Source organism: Bdellovibrio sp. HCB337 (assembly GCF_047302465.1).
GTDB lineage: Bacteria > Bdellovibrionota > Bdellovibrionia > Bdellovibrionales > Bdellovibrionaceae > JACMRP01.
This window is the reverse complement of sequence record NZ_CP178621.1, coordinates 3,379,417-3,401,927: the sequence shown is the minus strand read 5'-3', so window position 1 is coordinate 3,401,927 and position 22,511 is coordinate 3,379,417. Positions and strand designations below refer to the sequence as shown.

The 22,511-nt window shown below is 46.1% G+C and carries 17 protein-coding genes; 13 read left to right on the top strand and 4 right to left on the bottom strand.

From position 1 onward, the window contains the following. The first annotated feature begins 88 nt into the window (after positions 1–88). The 4 genes from rsgA (at position 89) to ACLWBB_RS16380 (ending at position 7,917) form a co-directional block, all read left to right on the top strand. On the top strand, positions 89–1,183 hold the full coding sequence (rsgA, locus tag ACLWBB_RS16395; protein ID WP_413288639.1) for a ribosome small subunit-dependent GTPase A: 1,095 nt from the start codon (positions 89–91) through the stop codon (positions 1,181–1,183). A gap of 269 nt (positions 1,184–1,452) precedes the next feature. Further along, positions 1,453–5,148 carry an ABC transporter transmembrane domain-containing protein gene (locus ACLWBB_RS16390; RefSeq protein ID WP_413288638.1) on the top strand — a complete coding sequence of 1,232 codons (3,696 nt, stop codon included), beginning with the start codon at positions 1,453–1,455 and terminating at the stop codon, positions 5,146–5,148. A gap of 40 nt (positions 5,149–5,188) precedes the next feature. Then, the gene (locus tag ACLWBB_RS16385; protein WP_413288637.1) at positions 5,189–6,574 is read left to right on the top strand and encodes a TldD/PmbA family protein; all 1,386 of its coding nucleotides are present in this window, start codon (positions 5,189–5,191) and stop codon (positions 6,572–6,574) included. Continuing rightward, a complete protein-coding gene (locus tag ACLWBB_RS16380; protein WP_413288636.1) occupies positions 6,574–7,917 on the top strand; it encodes a TldD/PmbA family protein in 1,344 nt (447 codons plus the stop codon). The genes ACLWBB_RS16385 and ACLWBB_RS16380 overlap by 1 nt, the downstream gene beginning before the upstream one ends. Positions 7,918–8,562: 645 nt before the next feature. Here ACLWBB_RS16380 and ACLWBB_RS16375 read toward each other — a convergent pair. Next, entirely contained in the window at positions 8,563–9,339 is a 777-nt protein-coding gene (locus ACLWBB_RS16375) for a hypothetical protein (RefSeq protein ID WP_413288635.1), read from the bottom strand. Positions 9,340–9,477: 138 nt separating this feature from the next. Between ACLWBB_RS16375 and ACLWBB_RS16370 the strand changes: the two genes are divergently transcribed. Next, the gene (locus ACLWBB_RS16370; protein WP_413288634.1) at positions 9,478–9,885 is read left to right on the top strand and encodes a DUF523 domain-containing protein; all 408 of its coding nucleotides are present in this window, start codon (positions 9,478–9,480) and stop codon (positions 9,883–9,885) included. Positions 9,886–9,898: 13 nt separating this feature from the next. On the opposite strand, the gene ACLWBB_RS16365 is transcribed toward ACLWBB_RS16370, so the two are convergent. Next, positions 9,899–10,555 carry a YkgJ family cysteine cluster protein gene (locus ACLWBB_RS16365; protein ID WP_413288633.1) on the bottom strand — a complete coding sequence of 219 codons (657 nt, stop codon included), beginning with the start codon at positions 10,553–10,555 and terminating at the stop codon, positions 9,899–9,901. A gap of 135 nt (positions 10,556–10,690) precedes the next feature. Here ACLWBB_RS16365 and ACLWBB_RS16360 point away from each other — a divergent pair, with 135 nt between their 5' ends. Continuing rightward, entirely contained in the window at positions 10,691–11,140 is a 450-nt protein-coding gene (locus ACLWBB_RS16360) for a DoxX family protein (protein ID WP_413291619.1), read from the top strand. Here ACLWBB_RS16360 and ACLWBB_RS16355 read toward each other — a convergent pair. Both ACLWBB_RS16355 and ACLWBB_RS16350 read right to left on the bottom strand, forming a co-directional pair. Beyond that, positions 11,137–12,051: a DUF6635 family protein gene (locus ACLWBB_RS16355; RefSeq protein WP_413288632.1), complete on the bottom strand. Its 915-nt coding sequence runs from the start codon at positions 12,049–12,051 to the stop codon at positions 11,137–11,139. The genes ACLWBB_RS16360 and ACLWBB_RS16355 overlap by 4 nt on opposite strands. Positions 12,052–12,146: 95 nt before the next feature. Then, positions 12,147–12,899, bottom strand: coding sequence for an HAD family hydrolase (locus ACLWBB_RS16350; protein WP_413288631.1), 753 nt, complete (start codon positions 12,897–12,899; stop codon positions 12,147–12,149). A 128-nt stretch (positions 12,900–13,027) separates the two neighbouring features. On the opposite strand from ACLWBB_RS16350, the gene topA reads away from it, so the two are divergent. The 7 genes from topA to ACLWBB_RS16315 all read left to right on the top strand — a co-directional run bounded on the left by topA (position 13,028) and on the right by ACLWBB_RS16315 (position 22,510). Continuing rightward, entirely contained in the window at positions 13,028–15,709 is a 2,682-nt protein-coding gene (topA, locus tag ACLWBB_RS16345) for a type I DNA topoisomerase (RefSeq protein WP_413288630.1), read from the top strand. A gap of 9 nt (positions 15,710–15,718) precedes the next feature. Next, positions 15,719–16,339 (top strand): hypothetical protein, encoded by a 621-nt coding sequence (locus ACLWBB_RS16340; protein WP_413288629.1) that lies wholly within the window; start codon positions 15,719–15,721, stop codon positions 16,337–16,339. 20 nt (positions 16,340–16,359) lie between these two features. Then, the gene (locus tag ACLWBB_RS16335) at positions 16,360–17,265 is read left to right on the top strand and encodes a hypothetical protein (RefSeq protein WP_413288628.1); all 906 of its coding nucleotides are present in this window, start codon (positions 16,360–16,362) and stop codon (positions 17,263–17,265) included. 111 nt (positions 17,266–17,376) lie between these two features. Further along, entirely contained in the window at positions 17,377–19,398 is a 2,022-nt protein-coding gene (locus tag ACLWBB_RS16330; RefSeq protein WP_413288627.1) for a carboxy terminal-processing peptidase, read from the top strand. 144 nt (positions 19,399–19,542) lie between these two features. Further along, positions 19,543–20,613, top strand: a complete 1,071-nt coding sequence (locus ACLWBB_RS16325; RefSeq protein WP_413288626.1) for a thiamine pyrophosphate-dependent dehydrogenase E1 component subunit alpha — start codon at positions 19,543–19,545, stop codon at positions 20,611–20,613. After that, positions 20,613–21,668 (top strand): alpha-ketoacid dehydrogenase subunit beta, encoded by a 1,056-nt coding sequence (locus ACLWBB_RS16320; RefSeq protein ID WP_413288625.1) that lies wholly within the window; start codon positions 20,613–20,615, stop codon positions 21,666–21,668. Before ACLWBB_RS16325 ends, ACLWBB_RS16320 begins: the two co-directional genes overlap by 1 nt. Continuing rightward, positions 21,668–22,510 (top strand): class I SAM-dependent methyltransferase, encoded by an 843-nt coding sequence (locus ACLWBB_RS16315; RefSeq protein ID WP_413288624.1) that lies wholly within the window; start codon positions 21,668–21,670, stop codon positions 22,508–22,510. Before ACLWBB_RS16320 ends, ACLWBB_RS16315 begins: the two co-directional genes overlap by 1 nt. Position 22,511: the final 1 nt, after the last annotated feature.

The window sequence follows — 22,511 nt, the reverse complement described above, 5'->3', positions numbered from 1 at the left end:
CTTTAAGAGACTCTGAAATTTAGCCTCATATATAAATACAAAAGAAGACCTTAGGTTTTATTTATTCAATTTAACTTAGGGGTATTCCTTGAAATTAACGAATCAAGATTTCCTTCTCCGTTGGGGATGGAATAATTATTTTGAACAACAGGTTTTAGAAGTAAATTCAGACATGACTTCGTGGGTTCTTGGCCGCGTCAGTGGAGAAGAACGCGATCGTTGGCGGGTGCAAATTAGTGATAGCCAAAACGTCTGGGCAGAATTGCCCGGAAGATATCGTTTTCAGACTCATTCACGGATGGAGTTGCCATCTGTCGGTGACTGGGTTCTCTGCAAATATGAAGAGACTCAAAACGTTGCTCTTGTTGAAAAAGTTTTAGCAAGAAAGTCGTGCATGTATCGGGCTGCTGTCGGTGGTAACGATGCACAGATTTTGGCAAGCAATATCGACTATGCCTTTATTCTGACGTCGGCCAACATCGATTTCAATATTGCTCGGTTAGAGCGGTATTTGAGTTTGGTGTGGGATAGTGGTGCAATTCCGGTGATTTTGATCACGAAGGCCGAGCTTGCGAAAAATATCGATGCCTTGGCGGAAGAACTGAGTTCGGAAATCGTCGGCGTCGATATTCATGCCGTCAGCGTGCAAGAGAGCATCAACATGCAAGTGCTGGAGAAATATTTCCAGCCTGGAAAGTCCGTTGTTTTTGTTGGCTCTTCCGGAGTTGGGAAGTCGACATTGACCAACTATCTTTTGCAGAAAGAAGTTTTAGAAACTCAAGAAATTCGCAAGGGAGATGATCGTGGAAAACACACCACGACGGCTCGTCATTTGTTCTTCCTTGAGAACGGAGCGATCGTGATCGATACACCGGGTATGCGCTCGCTTCCAATGATGGATCAAGATGCTGGAGTGGAAGCTCAGTTTTCGGATCTGGTCGAGCTTGAGATTCAATGTCGTTTTGCGGATTGTGCTCATCGGACCGAGCCTGGCTGTGCTGTGTTAGGCGCGTTGGAGTCTGGAATTTTGGATGAAGATCGCTGGAAACGGTACCAAAAATTACGTCGCGAGTTGCAGCGTAAAGAGATCAACGAAGATCCTGTAAAGCTGCGTCTTGAAAGGGAAAAAATGAAGAAACGCACAAAGACGATGTATGAACACATTAAAATGAAACGGCGATGACATATGGTCGAGGTCTTTCCAATCAGGTCCAAATCAGAAATAAAAATACAAAGTGGGCTAGACAGAGCCCGCTTTGTTGGCTATTTTTAAAGAATCTCACACGAGAGGAGGACAACATGATTCAAATGCAACTGCGCAAATCCGCATCGGCATTGATTCCTGCGATGGTCCCTCTTCTCTCTCAGTTCTAGAGCCCTATCGCTTCTCAAGACTGATCTGACATTTTAATTGATAATTTTATAAGTATCTTCAATCCAGAATGGATTTTTATGAGTTTTTTAAAGTCGTTACTATTTTTTCATGCAAGTTCGTTGATCAAAACGGCAAAGACCAAGCATATCGATGAAAAAGATATGCTGGATTTACCAGAAGAATTGAATCCTCGGACCATTCGCGTTCCAGTTCATGAGCTGAATTGGACTTCACCACGAAAGTTCTTATTTTCGACGGTGAAAGTGCAAAGACGCTTCACGATTCCGGCGTTCTCTTGGTATTTGCTGAGTTCGCTATTTTCATTGGCGACGCCGATTTTAGTGAATCGTTTTGTCAGCCTTATTTCTGCAGGAGTCACCAAAGAAACTTTGTGGGTCGCTTTGACTTATGGGGTTTTACTGGGAATTTGTGGATTTATGTCTGGGCTTTGCATTCAACATTTTTTCTACGGAACACTTCGCAGCTATCAGGTTTTGACGAATATTTTGAATGAAAAGATTTTCAAACATAGTTTGAAGCTCAGTCAAAATGCGCGTCAAAAAAATCAGCTTGGTGATGTCGTGAACTACATGAGTAGCGATAGCGACTCCGTGTCTGATTTCCCGATTGTCTTTGCGGATTTCATCATGGACATCTTCATGATCACCAGTGTCGTGGGCATGTTGTTCTATTATATTGGCTGGTCAGCTTTAGCAGCATTGGCTGTTTTGTTCACTCTTGCGCCGCTTACGAGCTATGTAGCAAAGCGCTTTACGAAGTTGGATGAAGAGATGATGGCTCACAAAGATCACCGTGTGACTTTGATGACTCAAGCTCTGAATGCGATTCGCGTTGTGAAGTATTTTGCTTGGGAGAAAAGTGTCTCTAAAGAAGTCATGGCTATTCGTGAAAAAGAACTTGGCAGTCGTCGTCGTTTGGCGAAGGCCGAGGTTTTAGCAAGCCTTGGATACTTGGCGGTTTCAACGCTGGTTCTTTTTGTCGCTTTGGCAGTTCATGCCTGGCGTGGAGAAAAGCTGGATGCGGCCTTGATCTTTACCTGTATTTCTTTGTTCGGTCTTTTGGAAGGTCCATTTGGCGACTTGTCACGACTGATTTCTAGATGGACTGCTGCGAGTGTCGGCGCGGGACGTATTTTGAACTTCTTAAAACAAGAAGAAGTCGCAAGTGCGGACCGAGAAACGGACTCTTCAGGCAAAGCTGTCGGTGTAGAGATTCAGAGCCTGACATTGAAATATCCAGAGGCCGAAATGGCGACACTGAAGGGTTTAACCTTTACGGTGCCTGCGGGAGCTTCAGTTGCGATCGTAGGACCTGTGGGATCTGGAAAAAGTTCGCTGTTGAATGCCCTTTTAGGTGAAACGAATCTTCAACATGGAAGCTTTCAATTTACAGGTTTGGCGAGTGCGAACTTAAGTCCGCGCGTTGCCTACGTTCCGCAAGAAGCCTACATCGTGAACACCACATTGTTAGAGAATCTGCAATTTGGTGAAGACGTTTCTAAAGAAGAGCTACGTCGTGCTTTGCATGCAAGCTGCTTAAGCCATGACTTACGTCAATGGAAGGGCGGTCTTCGCACTGAGATCGGCGAGAAAGGTGTGAATCTTTCTGGCGGACAAAAGCAGCGTGTGGCCCTGGGACGCGCTTTTCTAAGTAAGCCTCAGTTGGTGTTGCTGGATGATCCATTGTCGGCAGTAGATGGTGATACGGAAAAACTTTTGTGCGAAAGATTGATCTTTGGTGCTTGGAAAGACACGACCCGAGTTGTGGTGACTCATCGTTTGGAATATTTGTCCAACTTTGATCAGATTTTGTATCTGGAAGGTGGCGAGATCAAAGGACAAGGAAGTTTTGAAGAGATTCAAAAAACTTGCCCAGCTTTTGCTGCATTCTATGCAGAGCACGGAAAGTCTCATGATGCTGGTGATATCACTGTTGCAAGTGCGGAGTCTTCTCAAGAACCTGCATTAACAAAAACTGAAGAAGAGGCCGAAACACGAGTAACAGAAGATGAAGACCGTGAGCAGGGAGCTGTCAAAGGTTCCGTGTACTGGGACTATATTTTGTCATTGGGTGGAGACGGTAAACATACAAGACCATTGATTCTAGTAGCACTGTTTGCAGCAGCAGCGTCAGTGACGATGTTGCCGCTCGCGCAAAAAGCGTGGCTCTCTTATTACACGAATCACCAGAGTGAGTGGCTTGCGTTGACGGCGATTGGTATTTACGGACTTGTAGGTTTGGGAGTATTGGTTGCGACGTTGTTTGATCAGCTCTTCTGGTTGGCTCGAGGAATTCGTGCTGGGCAAAGTATGCATAACAAAATGCTTCGTAGCGTTTTGCATGCTCCAGTGAGATTTTTTGACTCGACTCCGGTGGGAAGGATCTTGCAAAGGTTTTCTCGAGATATCGAGTCCGTGGACATTTATTTGCAGTGGATGTTTAGCTCGGCTGTGAACTGTGCAATGCATGTGATTGCATCGCTGGTTCTGATTTTGGGTTTGATGCCATTCATGGTGTTTGTGATCGGTCCAGTCATGGTGTTGTACTATATGCTTCAGAAAGATTACCGACGACCGGCTCGTGAAGCGAAACGCTTGGATAGTGTGGCCCGATCTCCGCGCTACGCTCACTTTAAGGAAAGCTTGCAAGGACTTGTCGTGATCCGAAGCTTTAACAAGCAGTCGTGGTTCATGAAGAACTTCTATGACAAGCTCGCGCATAGCCAGAAGATGTTTTATTCGCACTATATGTTGAACCGTTGGTTCTCTTCGCGCATTCCGTTGGTGGGTGGCGTGATTTCAATGGCGACAGCAGTAGGCGTGACTTTGTCGGCGTATTCAGGCGCGATGAGCGCAGGAACTGCTGGTCTTGTGACGATGTATTCATTGTCGTTCTGGGGATTCTTGAACTGGGGTGTTCGTATCTTTGCTGATATCGAATCAAGAATGACTTCCATCGAAAGATTGAAGTTCTTCGCGAATCTTCCATCAGAGAAAGACACTGTACGTACTTCTACAGAGACATTAACTCCGAACTGGCCAGCGCTTGGTGAGATCGAAGTGAAGGACCTGCAAGTGCGTTATGCCGATCATCTGCCTTTGGTCTTGAAAGGTGTCAGCTTTAAAGTAGCAGCCGGTAGCCGCGTTGGTATCATCGGAAGAACTGGCTCAGGAAAGAGCACTCTGTTTCAGTCTTTGTTTCGCTTTATTGAGGCAGAGCAGGGTACAATCCTGATTGATGGTGTGGATACAGGCACCGTGCCTCTTGAGAGGCTCCGCCGAAGTCTTGCAATCATTCCTCAGGATCCGACATTATTCCTAGGAACTATCCGGAATAATTTAGATCGTTACAACGAATACACGGATCATGAGGTGATCGAAGCGTTGAAGCATGCATCGATGTGGAGCTACGTTTCTTCGTTACCGAAGGGATTAGATTCTGCGGTGACGGAAAGCGGTTTGAATCTGAGCCAAGGGCAAAGACAATTGCTTTGTTTATCCCGAGCGCTCTTGACCAAAGCTCGTGTCATCGTGATGGACGAGGCCACAGCTAGTGTGGACGTGCAAACTGATGCCTTGTTGCAAAAGGTGATCAGGAATGCGTTTAGTGGTGTGACGATGTTGATTATCGCGCATCGCTTAGGAACCATCGCCGATTGTGACCAAGTCGTCGAGATTTCGGCAGGAGAAGTGAAATCCATACGAAAAGCAAACGAATGGACTCGCCACGAAATCGAAGAAAGCCTGGTTTAAGACGGCGGTTTTAGTATAATTAATTTTTTTGGAGGTCTTAATGATCATATCTCAGAATATTCTACAAAAAGCTCTTGATGCCGCCCTGTCAACAGGCGCGGACTTTGCAGATATTTTTGTAGAAGATACTTATTCTTCGCAATTGAGTATTCTAAGCTCCAATCCAGAAAGCGCTATCGTTGGTCAGCTTTATGGTGCCGGTGTTCGTTTGTTTTTTGGACATGAAATCGTTTATGTCACAACGAACGATCTCAGCGAAACCGGTTTGGTGAAAGCAGCGTTGAACGCGGCTCAAAGTCGTGGCCAAGGGGCTGCTAAGAAATCAATGCCTTTGATGCAAGTCTCTTTTGATTCGATTCATACTTATGGCGAAAAGCCATGGGAGATGGATCGTAATAGAAAATTCCAATGGTTGAACTCGATCGATCATTATGCAAGAGCTCGCAGCTCGAGTGTCACCCAGGTCGACGCTTCATTGCACGAGAAGTTCCAACGTGTGCAAATCGCAAACTCGAATGGCTTGATGGCTTACGATGAGCGTGCTTACTCGCGTGTGTCGCTAGAAACTTTTGTAGAGCAAAACGGAGTTAAAGAAAGTTCAACCGAGCGTGAAGGCCAATTGGGTACTTCAGAGATTTTCGACACGATGGATTTGAAAGCACTGACCGAGACTAGTGTTGATCGTGCGACAATGCTGACAACAGCGAAGTATGCGCCAGCGGGCGAAATGCCAGTGGTGATCGACAATGCTTTTGGCGGCGTTATCTTCCACGAAGCTTGTGGTCATGGTTTAGAAACAACAGCTGTTGCAAAAGATGCGTCTGTCTTCTGCGGTAAATTGGGCGAAAAGATTGCTCACGAGTGTGTGACTGCGGTCGATGACGGTACACTTGAAAACAAATGGGGCTCCATCAGCATCGATGACGAAGGCAATGCTACAAAACGCACAGTCTTGATCGAAAAAGGTGTTTTGAAGTCTTATATCGTAGATGAAATGGGTGCTCGTCAGACGGGCTATGAGAAAACTGGCAGCGGTCGCCGTCAGTCTTACAAGTATGCTCCAGCTTCGCGTATGAGAAATACATTCATCGATGCTGGTAAAGACTCTTTCGAAGAAATGATCAAGGACGTGGACTACGGTCTTTACGCAAAAAACATGGGCGGTGGCTCTGTGAATCCTGGAACTGGAGACTATAACTTCCAGGTGCGTGAAGCTTACATCATCCGTAATGGTCGTATCGAGGAACCTGTGAAAGGTGCGTGTTTGATTGGTCGTGGTATTGATACGCTTGGTAAGATCACCAAAGTTTCAAAAAACATGAGCATGGCGACAGGGATGTGTGGTTCTGTGAGCGGTAGCATTCCAACATGCGTTGGTCAGCCACAGCTTTTGGTTTCTAGCCTGATGGTTGGAGGAAGAGCCTAATGGATACATTGAAAGATAATTTTAATAAGATTGCAGATGAAGCTCGTCGCGAAGGGGCAAAAGTAGAATTGCTTCTTTCTGGTGGTGAAAACCTGACTTTGGGTTTCAGCCAAAGAAAACTCGAGAAGTTTGAATCCACGCAAACACAGATGGCGGGTTTACGTGTCGTGCTCGGTGCCAGCCAAGGTTATGCTTATACCGAGAATCTTTCATGGGAAGCTTTGCTCAGAACTTATAAAGAAGCTCTTAGCAATGCGAAGACTTTGAAGTCTACCGAGGCCCAAGAGATTCCACTGATGAAGCCGCAAAATATTGGCAAGATGTCAGAACTTTTTAATCCTGAAGAAGTTCCGATGGAAAAGAAAATGGAAGTCGCAAAGCTTCTTGAGGAAGTTTGTCTGAATCAAGACCCGCGTGTGCAGTCTGTTCCTTACTCCGGATACATGGAGGGAACGGGCTTTAAACGTATTTTGAATTCTGAAGGCGTGGATCTAGAGTTCAAACAGAATTATTATTCTGGATATTCGTATCCTCTGGCCAAAGAGGGCGAGAATTCTAAAATGGATGGCGATTCTTTCTTTGCTCGTTCCTTCAAGGACGTTCATGCCGAGTCAACAGCGAAAGAGAGTGTTCGTAAATCTCTTTCTCGCTTAGGTGCGCAAAAATTGAAAACTGGTAATTACGCCGTTGTCATTGATCGTGAACAATTTCCGATGGTGCTGATGATGTTTGCAGGCTATTTGTCTGCAAAAGAAGTGCATGAAGGAAAGTCTTTGTTTAAAGGCAAGCTGAATCAAAAAATTGCCAGCGATAAGTTTCAGTTGTTGGATGATCCGTTTGAAATCCGTGGGACCTCTATGCGTCCTTTCGATTCAGAAGGAGCGCCATCACAAAAAACAGTTTTGTTTGAAAACGGTGTGCTGAAAAATTTCCTAACGAATTTGGAATACGCCAAGAAGTTGAATTTGCCTCATACGGCAAATGCGTCCCGTAGTCCCGCATCTGCGATGGATATCGGAGCGACGAACTTGGTAGTAGGTAAAGGGACTAAGACTTTGCAAGAGCTGCTTTCTAGTCACGAGAAGGTCGTCTATTTGACTGAGTTCTCGGCAGGGTTGCACTCTGGCTATAAAGAGTCGACTGGGGATATCTCGATGCCGGCAGAGGGTTTCCTCTATGAAAATGGCAAGATGGTGTCACCAGTGGATCAGTTTGTGGTCTCGGGAAATATCTTGGACTTACTCCGCGATATCGAAGATTTGGGGAATGAGTATGCGAAGCCGGGAAGCTCGCTGATCAGCCCGCATGTCTTGGTGAAGTCGATGAGCTTCGCCGGAGCTTAGAGCTTTTATAAGGGGCTTTCTTGAAGCCCCTTGTTCTTCGAGCAGACATAACGACTCTGAGCCCACCAGCTTTTTGATTCCGCTAAAAGATATTTGCCTGACCGCTTAGAGGTAACCTTGCTAGATCTAAGGAGAAATCAGCCGGCGGCACCCCGATACGCAATTTCCTTTTCCATACCTGTTTTCGCAGTCAATTATTACATTGCCCCAAGTTAAATCCCTGTTCGAGCCCTGACGGCAACTCATCCCGTACCCGGTAGATGGCTTTGCACAACATCTGTAAACCGTTTTTGGCCGTGGGCGCGGTCGCGCTAGCATGGACATATCCTCCGATTCAAAAGCATTCGGCTGGGACCAAGGAGCGAGATCGGTTTCGGAATCCGGTGATTGAGCCTGACTCGAAACTGTAGCTAGACATAGCAATAATAAGAAAATCGCTGTGAACAGTCTGGGCATGACAAACCTCCTCGTTTAAAGAAAGAGCTGCCTAATATAATGCTCAAGTTCAATATAGACGATGGGCTTCTCCGTAAGGAAGTGAAGTTTAACGGACACCAGTCGCTTTAATTCGGGAGTTAAAATAAATGTGTAACATAAGGACTGCTTGCTTTCCTGAAGCCCCTTTTCTATTTGAAACGACAGACCTTATTTTGATCCAGTATTAGCTTTTCGGACGGCTTCTTGAGCGGCCGATTTTTCGCCTTTAATTTCGCCGTCGTCAAACACGGTGCAGGCTTCGGCAATCGTCCGGTATCTCATGGCCGCATCGGCATCTTTTTTATTGTCTGGTAAAGTGTCTTGCCGATTGCGAACTGCACGTCTTCTAAGGGCGCTGGTATTGTCGTCGGTTTTAAGATTCAAGATTTGGCGGCTGTAAATTTCAGCGGTGTCTTCGCCTTCTTGTTTCAAACTCTTTTTGGTGTCTGGATCTAGATCATCCATATTCGGGAGATTGTTGCAAAAATCTATTTTATCACGCAGCTCTTGGAAGCGTTGGGCACCTGCAGCTTTTAGCAATTTGTTGCAAAGACCGCGATTGACGGAGGTGCATTTGCTGAGCGGGCCACTACAGAGAGTAAAGGCATGCACATCGCCAGACTTATCAATACGCGCATGCATAAAGTACATATCAAGACCGCTGTTGTACCAAAGATTTGAAATGTGCGAAGGGTAGGTGTCGCTCTTCGCCTTGTCGATCATGACGTTGCTCTGAGGCAAGTCGGTGGCAGAAACCCTGTAAGTGTCAGGCGCACGATTGGGGATCAGAGCCGCAGGCGCGGCCAATACCACGGATCCCGTATTGGTCAGACTGAAACCCGAAGCATCCATCAGGTGACGATTCAGTTTATTAATCGAAGCCCCCTGAGCAAAAGGAGACAGGAAAAGTCCTAAAATCACAGTCGACTTTAAAATGAGTTTCATGTGTTTATTTTAGCAGAGTCCTAAACTTCGCACTATGACAGCTTCGGAATTGCGTCCCGGAGCTGGCCTTAGGTCCCTGAATGATAGAGCTTTTACAAGGAGCTTTCTTGAAGACCCTTTTTATTTTATAAGTATCGTATGAAAGTTGTTTCAGCCTGTCTGGCAGGGGTTCCTTGCCGTTATGATTGCCAAGCTAAAGAGCGCGCTCAGATCCGTGAATGGGTTGAGCAGGGCTTAGCTGTGGCCGTTTGCCCCGAGCAATTGGGTGGGCTATCGACTCCGCGTCCTCCAGCCGAGAAGCAAGGCGATCGCATCAGAACCAATCAAGGTGTCGACGTCACTGCAGAATATCAGGCGGGAGCTGAGGCGGCCTACAAGATTGCTCAGGATCATGGAGCTACGGAAGCTTATCTGAAATCGAAGTCCCCGATGTGTGGCGTGGGCCGCATCTATAATGGCCAATTCACTGGTGAACTAGTCGCGGGAGACGGTGTCTTTGCCGAGAAACTGCTTAGCGCAGGTCTTAAGGTTTACGAAGTCGACTAGGTTCTCAAATTTTTCAGCGTTGTATTCGTATTTGCAGCATTTTTGCGAGGGGCCCTACTTCCATGTCGGTGCCTGTGTTCGCAGCGCTAATAAGTAAGTCGACAGTTGGAAAATATCTCAGAGTCACACCCGCATTGAAGTCTTCGCAGTTTTTCGCTGGCGAAGTTACTGAGTGACGGCGGCACATCACAGGGCGTTTTTCATAAATGCTGCAAGAGCCTTCTGTACTCAAAAAAACGCAGCGATTTTCTGAGTTCTTCATGCCTTCTTTCCACTTGCGATCTTGGAGGGCGCGAAGACTTAGTTTTTGCAAGCGCTCGCGATCGATCGTGTGTCCCTGGGTAACTAAATCTGCAAGTGCCTCGGCCTCGTCACTTGTGACTTCGACTTCCATATGACAACAAGCCGAGCAGCCTTTAAAACAACTGACTTTGATGTTTTCGCCCTGCTGAGCAATTTCGCGGTCTACAAGTTCTTGCAATTTAAAGGCGCGCGCAGGGCCTGCTGGCATAGATTGAAATGCTTCAGCGGCCTTTCGGATTTCTTCCGCGAGGGTTTCTAAGAACGAAGAAAAGGTGTCGGTATCTAACTTCTGCTCATAATCTTTAACAAAGTTTCTCAGTGAGCGGGTGATTTTTGGATGTGTCTTGAGAAAGGTATTTAAAGTCATAGAAGAAGAGTACTTGAGCTTCTGTCTGTATGGCAGCGCGACTGGACTATTTTGTCATCGTTTGTCTAATTACATCTTGAATAATCTTTTTCCTCGGAGACGATCGTCTTAAATCGTTTCGAGGAGAAATGTATGATGCTTAAAAAGATAATGAGAACCGACTGGGACATGTCACTACTAATTTTACGAGTCGTTTTGGGACTTGTTATGTTCCCGCACGGAGCGCAGAAGATGCTGGGCTGGTGGGGCGGCGGAGGCTTCTCAGGCACGGTAGGATTCTTTGGCACAATGGGAGTTCCCGCTGTTTTTGCAATTCTGGTAATTCTTGCGGAATTTTTGGGCTCACTTGGTTTGATCGTCGGGCTTTTAACCCGTGTTGCGGCGTTTGGTATTGCCTGCGTGATGTTGGGGGCGGTCTTTATGGTTCATCTGCCAAATGGATTTTTCATGAATTGGACCGGGCAGCAAGGCGGTGAGGGGTTCGAGTATCACTTGCTGGTGCTTGCAATGACTGTGGTGTTGATGATGCGAGGAGGAGGAGCCTACTCTTTGGATCGCAAGATCGCAGGCTCTGGAAAAATTTAGTCGACTTGTTTGAGAGTGTGTTCCTTCTTTTGGGAACGCTTGAGCGCATTTCTGGTCAGAAAAAATATTTTCTCTTCGAGTCCATCCAGCAAAAGGTGAAGCTTTTTGTTGTGGAGGCCCAACTTTTTTCTAAGAGGATTGCTGATCATGGCGATGCCGAGACTGAAAATAGTTAAAAGGAGTCCGACTCCCAAGGTGGCCCAGAAGATTTGAGTGCGAGAAGGTTCGACGGGAACGACTTTATAGAAAGCAGATCCCAGGCCTTTCCCTAAAAAGAAATTATCTGCGGCTCGATCCCGTGCCATCTTACGGGCGATGTGGTTGCCCATTCCTAGAATGCCGATAGAGTCGTCGCCGAAGTAGTAACGTCCCACCACCAGAGTCGCGACAGAGCTTGCTAAATCTGAAATCAAACCTTGGCTGGAAGTGTATTTGTCGACTTCTTTCGAGATTTCGGATTGTATTTGTCCTTCTAAAAGTAAAAGTTCTTCTGGTGTTAATAGGTCGTTGAGGTTGGCCTTTGTTTTTAAGGACTGCAGGAGGGGTTCACGGCCCCCTAGGAGCTCTTCCTCGATCCATTTTTCGATTTCTTTTTGTGGACGAGTTTTAAAACCAGTGGGAAGGATCTCAAGTAGGGGATTCAGTTTTGCCCACCCCAGTTTATCGAGAGTTTCAACGGTCTTTTTTGTAGATACGTAAGGGATCGACCAAAGAGCGTTGATAGGATAAAAAATCAAATCAGCCGCGAGGGACTTTTTTTGAACGTCGACGGCCTCTTGCAAAGAAAAGTGGTTCGCCACGAAAGGATCTACTTTCTGGCGACACTCACGAATATAAGTTTCAATGCATTCATCAACAACGCCGAGCGAATGACTGTAGTCAGATGAATCAGAGGTGGTCCGTTTTCTCATAATGCCCATTGTATGCGAGAAAGAAAAAAAACGCGGCTCTAAAAAGGCCTCGTCCAGATTTTTAAATAGGAGATCTAACCTTTGTCGGAGAGGTTTTACCCAGCCAAAATACCGCGAACAATTTCAGCAAAACCAAGACCGCCCCGTGCTTTGGCGATATGGGTTGGTTTTTGTTTGATATCCGCCAAAAAAGTTTGAATGTTGGCGACGGCATAAGAGTGTGGGAAGTAACCAAACATGGGTTCATCATTCGGAGAATCCCCGGTGAAGGCACAAACTTTTTTGGCCTCTTCAGCGCTGATTCTGAATTCTTTTTCGAGCATTTTTAAAGTCATCGTAAGTTTATCGTAACTGCCAAACCAGCCATTCACGTGAATCGAACTGACTTTGGCTTGAGCTCCATGCTGATGAAAGATATCGACAATCTTTTGCACAGATGCTTTTGGCAGTGCGGGAACGTCTTCGCAGAAGTCGATGGCAAGATCCATCAAACGACAGAATTGATCGCTGGCCAAAGCGCAGCCAGGAACTTGGTTTAAGATTTCTTTTTCGAGCTTATTCAGTTTTTCACGGTTTTCGTTTTGAATTTTTTGATCGAAGAAGAAGTGGCGGAGCATTTTTTTGTTGTGGTATCGGAAATAGAAACCACCATTTTCGCCAACAACACCGCTGACAGGCCACTGCCGCGCGATCATTTCGCACCACCCAGCTGGACGTCCAGTAATCGGAATTACGTGGACTCCTGCGCGATGTAGACTCCACAGAGATTCGTAGGCTTCAGGACCTAAGAGTCCTTCGTCAGTCAGAGTATCGTCGATATCTGTGAGTAAAAATTTAATTTGCGACATGACTCGATTATAGTCAGAGCTAGTTAGGAAGCGCAAAGTCAATTTTTGTACTTGCGCAGTTTCAAAATTCAACTCATGGTTTGTCTATATATTAGTACTGCCTACACATGTTTGATGAAGGTGTAAAAATGGCGAAGAAATCAGCAGATGGTATCAAGTTAGTAGTAGTGGAGTCTCCGACCAAGGCAAAAACCATTCGTAAATTTCTTGGTAAGGACTATGTGGTTGAGTCTTGTATGGGACACATCCGCGACTTGCCAAAATCCGCGAAGGACATTCCTGAGAAGGTAAAAAAAGAGAAGTGGGCGCAGCTTGGCGTAAACGTCGATAAAAACTTCGAGCCCCTTTACTGTGTGCCAAAAGACAAAACCAAAGTTGTTAAGAATCTCAAAGACAAACTTGAAGAAGCCACAGAGCTGTACCTCGCGACGGACGAAGACCGCGAAGGGGAAAGTATCAGCTGGCACTTGTTGGAAGTTTTGAAACCAAAAGTTCCGACAAAGCGCATGGTGTTCCACGAGATTACTAAGGATGCGATTCAAAAGTCTCTGCAAGACACTCGCGAGATCGATTTCAACTTGGTGAAGGCTCAAGAAGCTCGCCGCGTTTTGGATCGTTTGGTGGGTTACACGATTTCTCCACTTCTTTGGAAAAAGGTTTCTTACGGTTTGTCAGCAGGCCGTGTGCAATCCGTTGCTGTTCGTTTGATCGTCGAGCGTGAACATGAACGCATTCGTTTTAAGACTTCCAGCTATTGGGGTGTTTTCGCGCAATTGCAAAAAGACGGCGTTGATTTTGAAGCCCGTTTGCAAAACGTAAAAAGCCAAAGAGTTGCGACCGGAAAAGATTTTGACGGTACAACTGGCAAGCTGATTGCCGGAAAAGATGTGCTAGTTCTAGACGAGAAAAAAGCTAAAGACCTGGTTGGCACTATCAAGTCAGGCGCATGGGCCGTTACTGACGTTGAGGAAAAACCAACTACGCGTCGTCCAGCAGCTCCGTTTATCACTTCGACTTTACAACAGGAAGCCAACAGAAAAATGGGACTGAGTTCCCGCGAGACCATGCAAGTGGCGCAGAAACTTTACGAACAAGGTTTCATCACTTACATGAGAACGGATTCAACGTTCTTGTCGAGCGAAGCGATTTCAGCTTCTCGCAGCTGTATTCAAGGAAAGTACGGTAAAGAGTATCTTCCAGATGCACCACGTTTCTATGCTGCGAAGAAAGTCAAAGGCGCTCAAGAGGCCCATGAAGCAATTCGTCCTGCGGGCAATCAGTTTGTCGATCCAGACGAAACGGGTCTGACAGGCACTCAATTTAAACTTTACGACATGATTTGGAAACGTACGATCGCCAGCCAAATGGTGGATGCTCGTCAGAAGCAAGTCAGTGCTAAAATCCAAGTGGGCGACGCACTCTTTGGAGCTTCGGGTATGACTATTGAGTTCCCGGGATTCTTGCGCGCTTACGTCGAAGGCAGTGATGATCCTGAAGCGGAATTGTCAGAGCGCGAAATCCGTCTGCCAGCTTTGAAAGCTAAAGACAGTGTGAAATGCCTGAAAGCAGATCCAACATCGCATGAAACCAAGCCGCCAGCTCGTTACACAGAGGCAAGTCTTGTTCAAACGATGGAGAAAGAGGGCATCGGCCGTCCTTCAACATACGCTTCTGTTATCGGGACTATCATTGATCGTGGTTACGTTCGCAAACAAGGCACGGCCTTGATTCCGACTTTTACTGCGATGGTGGTTTCAAAACTTTTAAGCCGTTATTTGCCTCAGTACGTGGATCTTGGATTCACTTCTGAGATGGAAAAATCTCTGGATAATATTGCTGATGGGGATTTGGAACATTTGAATTACTTGAAGTCCATCTACTTCGGTCCAAAGGGATTGAAGGAGCAGGTGGAAAACCAAGAAGGAAAAATCGATCCAGAAGATGCACGTACGATTCAATTGGAAGGTATGGAGAAATACCAATTCCACGTGGGCCGTTACGGTGCGTACCTGACGACTCAACGTGATGGTCAGGACGTCAGTGCTTCTTTGCCAGAGAGTGAATCTCCGGCAGATATCACTCCGGAAATTGCTGAGAAGTTGATTGATCAGAAAATCAACGGTGCGGATGCTCTTGGCAAAGATCCTAAAACTGATTTGCCAATTTATGTACTTAACGGTCGTTATGGTCCGTATGTGCAATTGGGTGATGTCGATCCAGACAATGACAAACCAAAAAGAGCTTCACTTCCTCCGGGCATGCAGCCTGAAGATGTGAACCTCGAAATCGCTTTGGAACTTTTAAGTTTGCCGAAAACTTTGGGAACTCACCCAGGCACCGGCAAAGATATCAAAGCCGGCCTTGGTCGCTTTGGTCCGTTCGTAGTTTGCGATGGTGACTATCGCTCGATCCCTAAGGGCGAGACGATCTTTGCTATGACTTTGGAGAGAGCTCTCGAGATGCTCAGCACGCCGAAAAAAGGTCGTGGCAGAGCTGCTCCACTGAAGGATTTGGGAACTCATCCAGGCTCCGAAGAAGTGATTCAGATTTTCAACGGACCTTATGGGCCGTATATCAAATCCGGAAAAACCAATGTGTCTTTGCCTGAAGGGGCGACGGTTGAAACCGTGACTCTTGAGCAGGCGATTGAGTTAATTAACGACAAAGCGGGAACGACTGGAAAAGGGAAGGCTGCCAAAGCCAAAGCGCCGAAAGCTGCTAAGGCAAAGAAAGCTCAAAGCCCAAAAGCGAAAGCGGATCAGTTAATGGTTTCAAAGGTTGTGACCCGTAAAAAAGCTTCTAAAAAATAAGGATCAAGAATGAGAAAAGCTCTTACCGCTGTTTTTATTTTTTCATTGTTCCTAGGCTCTTACAGTCAGGCTCGCTGGGTTGATCCGGCGACCGAAGCAAAGAAAAATCATCGAGTAAAGGCCTGGCAGGGATTGGATTATACCTTTACAGGCTTCTCGTCTTCGAGCGGGACTAGCGCTATTACCTACCGTAGTGCTCTTAGTGATTATTGGGAGTGGAATGGCGGAACCGGGATTGATTCTTTAGGCTGGTTCTTTACAGGCGGCGGTCGCTATTTCTTCTACAATTGGCCTAAGACAACGTGCTTCTTTGCCTTTAACTGCCATGGGCAGGTTTCGGGTGGTGCAAACCTCTATTTTGCGAATGGCGGACGCAAAACCTACGAAAACTCAGGTGTCCAAAGTATATACGATCAGGGCAACTCGATGTATGCGCTGCCTTCAGTTGCTTTTCGCTCTATCTACCAGGAGTTTTTTTCACTCACCCTAGATGTGGGCTATCGATTCATGATACAAAAACCCAATATTAATCGCAGTTATGGCCCGCTCGTCCAAGCTAATGTGGATGAGATGAATAAGGCCAACGAAAATGGTTTCGGTGCATCAGTCTCTCTAGGAATTGTGTTTTAGCCGACCTTGAGGTTTTGAGTATGACTAAAGGACCCAATAAGGGGCAATTGGAATTAGGAATCCAGCGTGCTCCGGAAAAAGATAGAAATCATCATCTTGGGGGCCGTAGTTTCTATTTCTTTGATTTCGACGACAATATTGCTTTTCTATCTACACCATTGATTCTTTTCCATAAAACCACAGGGCAAGAGCTCAGAGTGGGCAGCGGCGAGTACGCCAAAGTTCATCCCCTGATCGGGCAATCAGGTCCGTACTTGGATTATGAGATTCGCCTTGATGACGAAACTGGAACTTATCGTAACTTTCGAGATCGTCACATCGATGAAGTTCAAAAGCTCGAAGGTAAAAAACAAATTTTTGTAGAAGACTTGGCCGAGGCTTTGGGCTTTCCAGATTTTCAATGGAAGGGACCTTCGTGGCAGTGTTTTTATCATGCGACTTTTAATCGTCGTCCGATTTCTGTTATCACCGCGCGTGGGCATCACCCAGAAACTTTGCGCGAAGGAATTCAGCTGTTTGTAAATAAGCAGTTCTTGCCTCACGAGCCAAACTATTTGAGTTTGTTTCCAGTCAATCACAAGCCTACACGCCATATTCTTGGCGATGTGAATTTGACGATGAGTGCGGCCGAGTTAAAACAAAAAGCCATTCGCGCGAGTGTGGAAAAAGCTCTTGAAATTTATGGCCCTAGCGCGCACCACCGTTTTGGAATGTCCGATGACGACCCTAAGAATATTCAGCTGATCGCTGAAGAGATGACTCGTTTGAAAACGGACTATCCGGAGATGTCTTTCTTCCTCATTGCGACTCATGATGGGAACTTCGTGAAGCATGAGATCACCAAACAAGGCGCCGAGTCCAAAGTCGGTGAAGGTTCACTCGCAAATCAATTGAAACTCTTTGATGTCGACAGACATAAGTCCTAACGCATAGCCGCCTCTTCTTTTTCTTTGTTTAGCCGATAATTTAAATGATCTCGCTTAGATATTTGCTATTCTAGGAAGATCACATATGGGCAAATGTTAGGAAGGATACACATGAGTTCACTCAAAGGAATTTCCGGGCTTCTATTGGCAGGATCTTTTTTGTTTTTCACCTCTTTTTCGCACGCACAAAGCAAAGATGATCTCGAGTGCCGGTACTTGAGTGCAATCGAAGGCGGCTTTTTGGCGAATCACATTCGCTTCACAAATCGCGATACAGAGCTGCAGAATCACACTATCGAGCAATATATCAAGCGTATGGATCCATCAAAGATCTACTTGCTTTCGACCGACGTTGATCAGATCAAATCTTGGATGAATGGTCTTTTTGAAAAAACCAAAAATAAAGACTGTGCTTTCCTCGAGCAAACTCAGGCTTTGATGGTGAAGAGAGCACAAGAGAGAGCGGACTTTGCAAAAAAATTCTTGGGCAAAGACTACAAGTTTGATGGCAAGACAGAGTTCACTTTCGATCCAGACAAGAAGGCTTTCCCAAAAAATGCTGATGAAGCAAATGACTTCTTGAAAAAATACATCCACTTCCAAATCGCGAACTATCAAGCGACGGATATGAAAATGGATGAAGCTAAAAAGAACGTTATCAAAAACTACGACAGAGCTGTGAAGCGTTTGCAAGAAACTAAAATCACAGATTTGTACTCTGACTACTTGGACAGTTTTGCGCGTGCTTTGGATCCACATTCTAGCTTCTTCTCTCGTGACAGCTTAGAGGACTTCGAAATCCAAATGCGTTTGTCTTTGGAAGGTATCGGCGCGACTCTTTCTTCTCAGGATGGTTTTACTGTGGTTGAGCAACTGGTTCCAGGCGGAGCTGCTGCAAAATCTGGTTTGATCGAGCCTCAAGATAAGATCATCGCTGTCGGCCAAGACAAAGGCGTGATGGATAACGTGATCGACATGGATTTGAAAGACGTTGTTAAAAAGATCCGTGGTCCTAAAGGTACGAAAGTTCGTTTAACGATCTTGCGTAAAAAGGGCGAAGGCAAACAACGTCTGGATGTTTCTTTGACTCGTGAAAAAGTAAACTTGGAAGACGAAGCAGCTTCGATCATTTACCAAGACAAAGAAATCAACGGTAAGAAAAAGAAAATCGGTATCATCAACTTCCCATCTTTCTACGCGGACTCTCGCCGTGGTGGTCGTTCTTCTGCAGCTGATTTGAAGAAGATCATCAAAGAAGCGAACGAGAAAAAAGTGGATGGCTTGGTGTTGGATATGTCCAACAACGGTGGTGGTAGCCTTGAAGACGCTGTGAAAATCGCAGGTCTTTTCTTTAAAACAGGTAACGTAGTAAAACAGTCTTCGAAAGATCCAAGCCGTGGCGAGCAGACTCTGAGTGATACAGAGCCAGCAGTAGACTGGGCGGGACCTTTGGTTCTTCTTACTAGCCGTATCAGTGCTTCGGCATCTGAGATCGTGGCGGGAACTCTTCAAGACTACAAACGTGCCGTTGTTGTCGGTGGCGATCACACATTCGGTAAAGGCAGTGTTCAATCTGTCTTGCCAATGCCAAACAACTTGGGTGCTTTGAAAGTAACAGTGGGCATGTTCTTTGTTCCTGGTGGTAACTCAACTCAGCACCGTGGTGTTGAAGCGGACGTCGTATTGCCTGGCCCATACAGCGTGGACGATATCGGTGAGAAGTTCTTGGACTACTCATTGCCTCCACAAAAAATTGCACCATTTATTTCTCCGGAAGCTTACGTGAAAGAGGGCGCGGGAACTTGGTCGATGGTGAAACCAGAGTGGATCAAACCACTTCGCGAGAAGTCTTTAGCTCGTGTTGAGAAAAGCGAAGAGTTCAAAAAGATCGATGACGAGATCAAAAAGGCGAAAGCTCGCGGCAAAATGATCAAAGTTAGCGAAGTTTTGAAAGATAAGAACGAGACTAAGACTAAGAAGGAAAAAGAAAAAGTTGCCCGTTATGGCAACAAAGACCAGAAAAACAAAGAGTACCTAAAGCGCCCGGATGTGAACGAAGCAACCAACGTGTTGCTGGATTTAATCGGGACCGAAGAGGCTCAGCCTGCTGGAAAACAGGCCAACGCTCGATAGGCTCTAAGACTTAAATTCAAACTGAAGAAGCCCTGGGAAACCGGGGCTTTTTTTATGCCTATTGGCGATGCGTGTCAATTCAATAAAGAGGCGACAAAAAGGCCTCTTATCGCTTACATAAACCTACTCTGGAGGCTCCCTATAATGTCGAAAAAGACTACCAAAGCATCGGCAAAATCAAAGGCCGTTAAAAAGGCTGCGCCTAAAAAAACCAAAACTGATTTCGGCGGACTTTCCGACGATCTCCTTTTGAAGTTTCACAATCTGATGGTGAAGTCCCGCGTTCTTGAAGAGCGTTTGATTAAAATCTACAAAGCCGGAGAAGGTTATTTCTGGATCGGCGGTCCTGGGGAGGAAGCTTTTGGCGTTCCACTCGGGCTCTTAGCGAAGAAGGGTCAGGGCCTTGAGCATGACTGGCTTCACTTGCACTATCGCTGTACGCCAACGATGGTGGCTTTAGGGATGCCAATGCTGGATGCGGCTCGCTTGATGATGAATCGTTCAACAGATCCTTCGACTGGCGGCAGAAATTTTGCTGGTCACTACTGCTTTCCGAAATGGAATGTGGCGCCTGTGACTTCTCCGATCGAAGTTCAATATCCACTGGCTTGCGGTACGGCTCATGCGCAAAAACGCGCGGGTCACAAAGCTATTAGTATTGTAACTGGCGGTGATGCTGGAACTGCGGAAGGCGATTTCGCAACTTGCTTGGTATGGGCTTCCCGTAAAGGCCAAGAGCTTCCAGTTTTGATTACTGTGCAAAATAACGGTTTTGGTATTTCTACTCCGTATGATGGTCAGCATGGGGAAACTCAGATTGCAGACCGTGCGAAGGCGTTTAACATTCGCTCTCGCGTGATCAACGGCAATGATCCTGTTGAGGCTTACTTGTCATTGAAAGAAGAAATGGATTACATCCGTAAAACCGGCAAGCCTTCTTTCGTTGAAGTGAAAGTGTCTCGTTTGTACGGTCACTCTTCAGCGGACGGTGCAAATCGCAAAACGGAATTAGTAGATCCGGTTCATGCGTTTGAGAAACGACTCATTGATGCAGGCCTTCTTACGAAAGCTGAAGCATTGAAGATCTGGGAAGAGTACGAAGAGGAAGGCGTGTTAGCGCAACAACAAGCGCGCACAGAGCCAGCTCCGACTGCGGAATCTGTTTGGGAAAATGTCTTTGTTGGAAGCGAAAATGCAGATTGGAGGAAATTCTAATGGCCAGTGTAGCTCAAGCCATCAGAATGGCTCTTCACTACGGTGAAAAACATTTAGGTGTAAAAGATATTTTTGGACAAGACGTGGGCGCTCCACTTGGTGGCGTTTTCACGGCGACTCAAGGTTTGAAGACCGCATGGAATTCACCTTTGGATGAGCGTGGTATCATCGGTATCGCGATGGGTATTGCGATGACTGGCGATCGCTGTGTCGCTGAAATCCAATTCGGGGATTATATTTTCAATACTATCGATTTGTTGAAAATCGCCGGTAATACTTTGTGGTGCACAAACGGCCAAGTTCAGCTGCCAATGGTTGTTATGACTCCAGTGGGGGCGGGGATCTTCGGTTCCGTTTATCACTCGCACTCTTTCGATGCTTGGGCTTCTCGTTTGCCGGGCTGGAAGGTTGTGATGCCTTCGAATCCTTTGGACGCTTACGGATTAATGTTGTCAGCGATCCAAGATCCAAATCCGGTTCTTTATTTGAAATCAAAAGCGTTGATGCGCCATAAAGGTGATGAGTTGATCCCAGGCGAGCCTGCGGATGAAAAAGAACTCAAAGCCATGATTGATAAGCCAGTACAAAACTTTGCAGGTTGGAAGCCTCGTTGGCCAGAGCTTGAAGAGTATATGGTTCCAATCGGCGTGGGTAAAATCACTCACCCAGGCGAGCACATCACTGTGGTTACCTACAGCCGTATGGTTCACTTGTGTAATGAAGTGGCTGAAAAGCTGGCTCAAGAAGGAATCTCTGTTGAAGTGATCGACCTTCGTTCTATTTATCCTTATGACTGGCAGATGATTAAAAACTCTGTCGAGAAAACAGGCCGCGTGCTCTTCGTGAACGAAGACACTGAGGTCACGAACTTCGGTGAGCATTTGGCTTACAGAACGACTCAAGAGTGCTTCTATCATTTGATGGCTCGTCCGCGTGTCTTGGCTGGTAAGAACCTTCCAGGCATCGGGCTTGCGCCAAATCTTGAGAAGAACTCTGTACCGCAAATCAGCGACATTGAAGTAGCAATTCGTGAAGTAGTTGCGGAAGTGCCTTAATGGCAAAGCAAAGTACAATTCACAGAAAGAAAGTGCGCCGCCGTGTTAACAAAAAACGCGCGCGCATCGTTGTTGATAAATATGATCTCTATCGTCGTGCGGTTCAGTCTGCAGAGAATGATGTTGAGTTTATCCGCGACACCTACAAAGAGCTTAAGAAAAAGAGTGCTCGTACTTTCCGTGAAGACTTCTGCGGCACTTTTGCTTTGTCGACAGAGTGGATTAAGTTGGATCCTAAGCATAACTCCATCGGGGTGGATTTAGATCCAGAGCCGATGGCATATGGGAAGGCGAATTACCTTTCTAAGATTCGTCCTGAGCAACAAAAACGCATGCAGCTTATAGAGGGCAACGTCCTTCATTCGAACCTGCCAAAGGCGGATGTGGTTGCGGCAATGAATTTCTCTTACTTCTGCTTTAAGTCTCGTGAAGTGATGAAGCTCTATTTCACTAACGTGTATAAGAGCCTCGCAAAAGATGGCGTTTTCTTGGTGGATGTTTTTGGCGGCTCTCAATGCCAAGGCCCTATCGAGGACACTATCAAAATGGATGGTTTTACTTATTACTGGGACCAAGCTAATTTTGATCCAGTTTCTAATGAAGCTTTGTTCTATATCCATTTCCGCGTCGGCGGTCGGAAGATCGAAAAGGTTTTCACTTATGACTGGCGCTTGTGGTCTATTCCAGAGCTCCGCGAGATCATGATGGAAGCGGGCTTTAAAAAGACCCATATCTATTGGGAAGGCACAGCCCGTGATGGTTCGGGCAATGGTGTTTTCACTCGTACAGAAAAGGGCGAATCCTGCGATAGCTGGATTGCCTATGTTGTCGCTGAAAAATAAG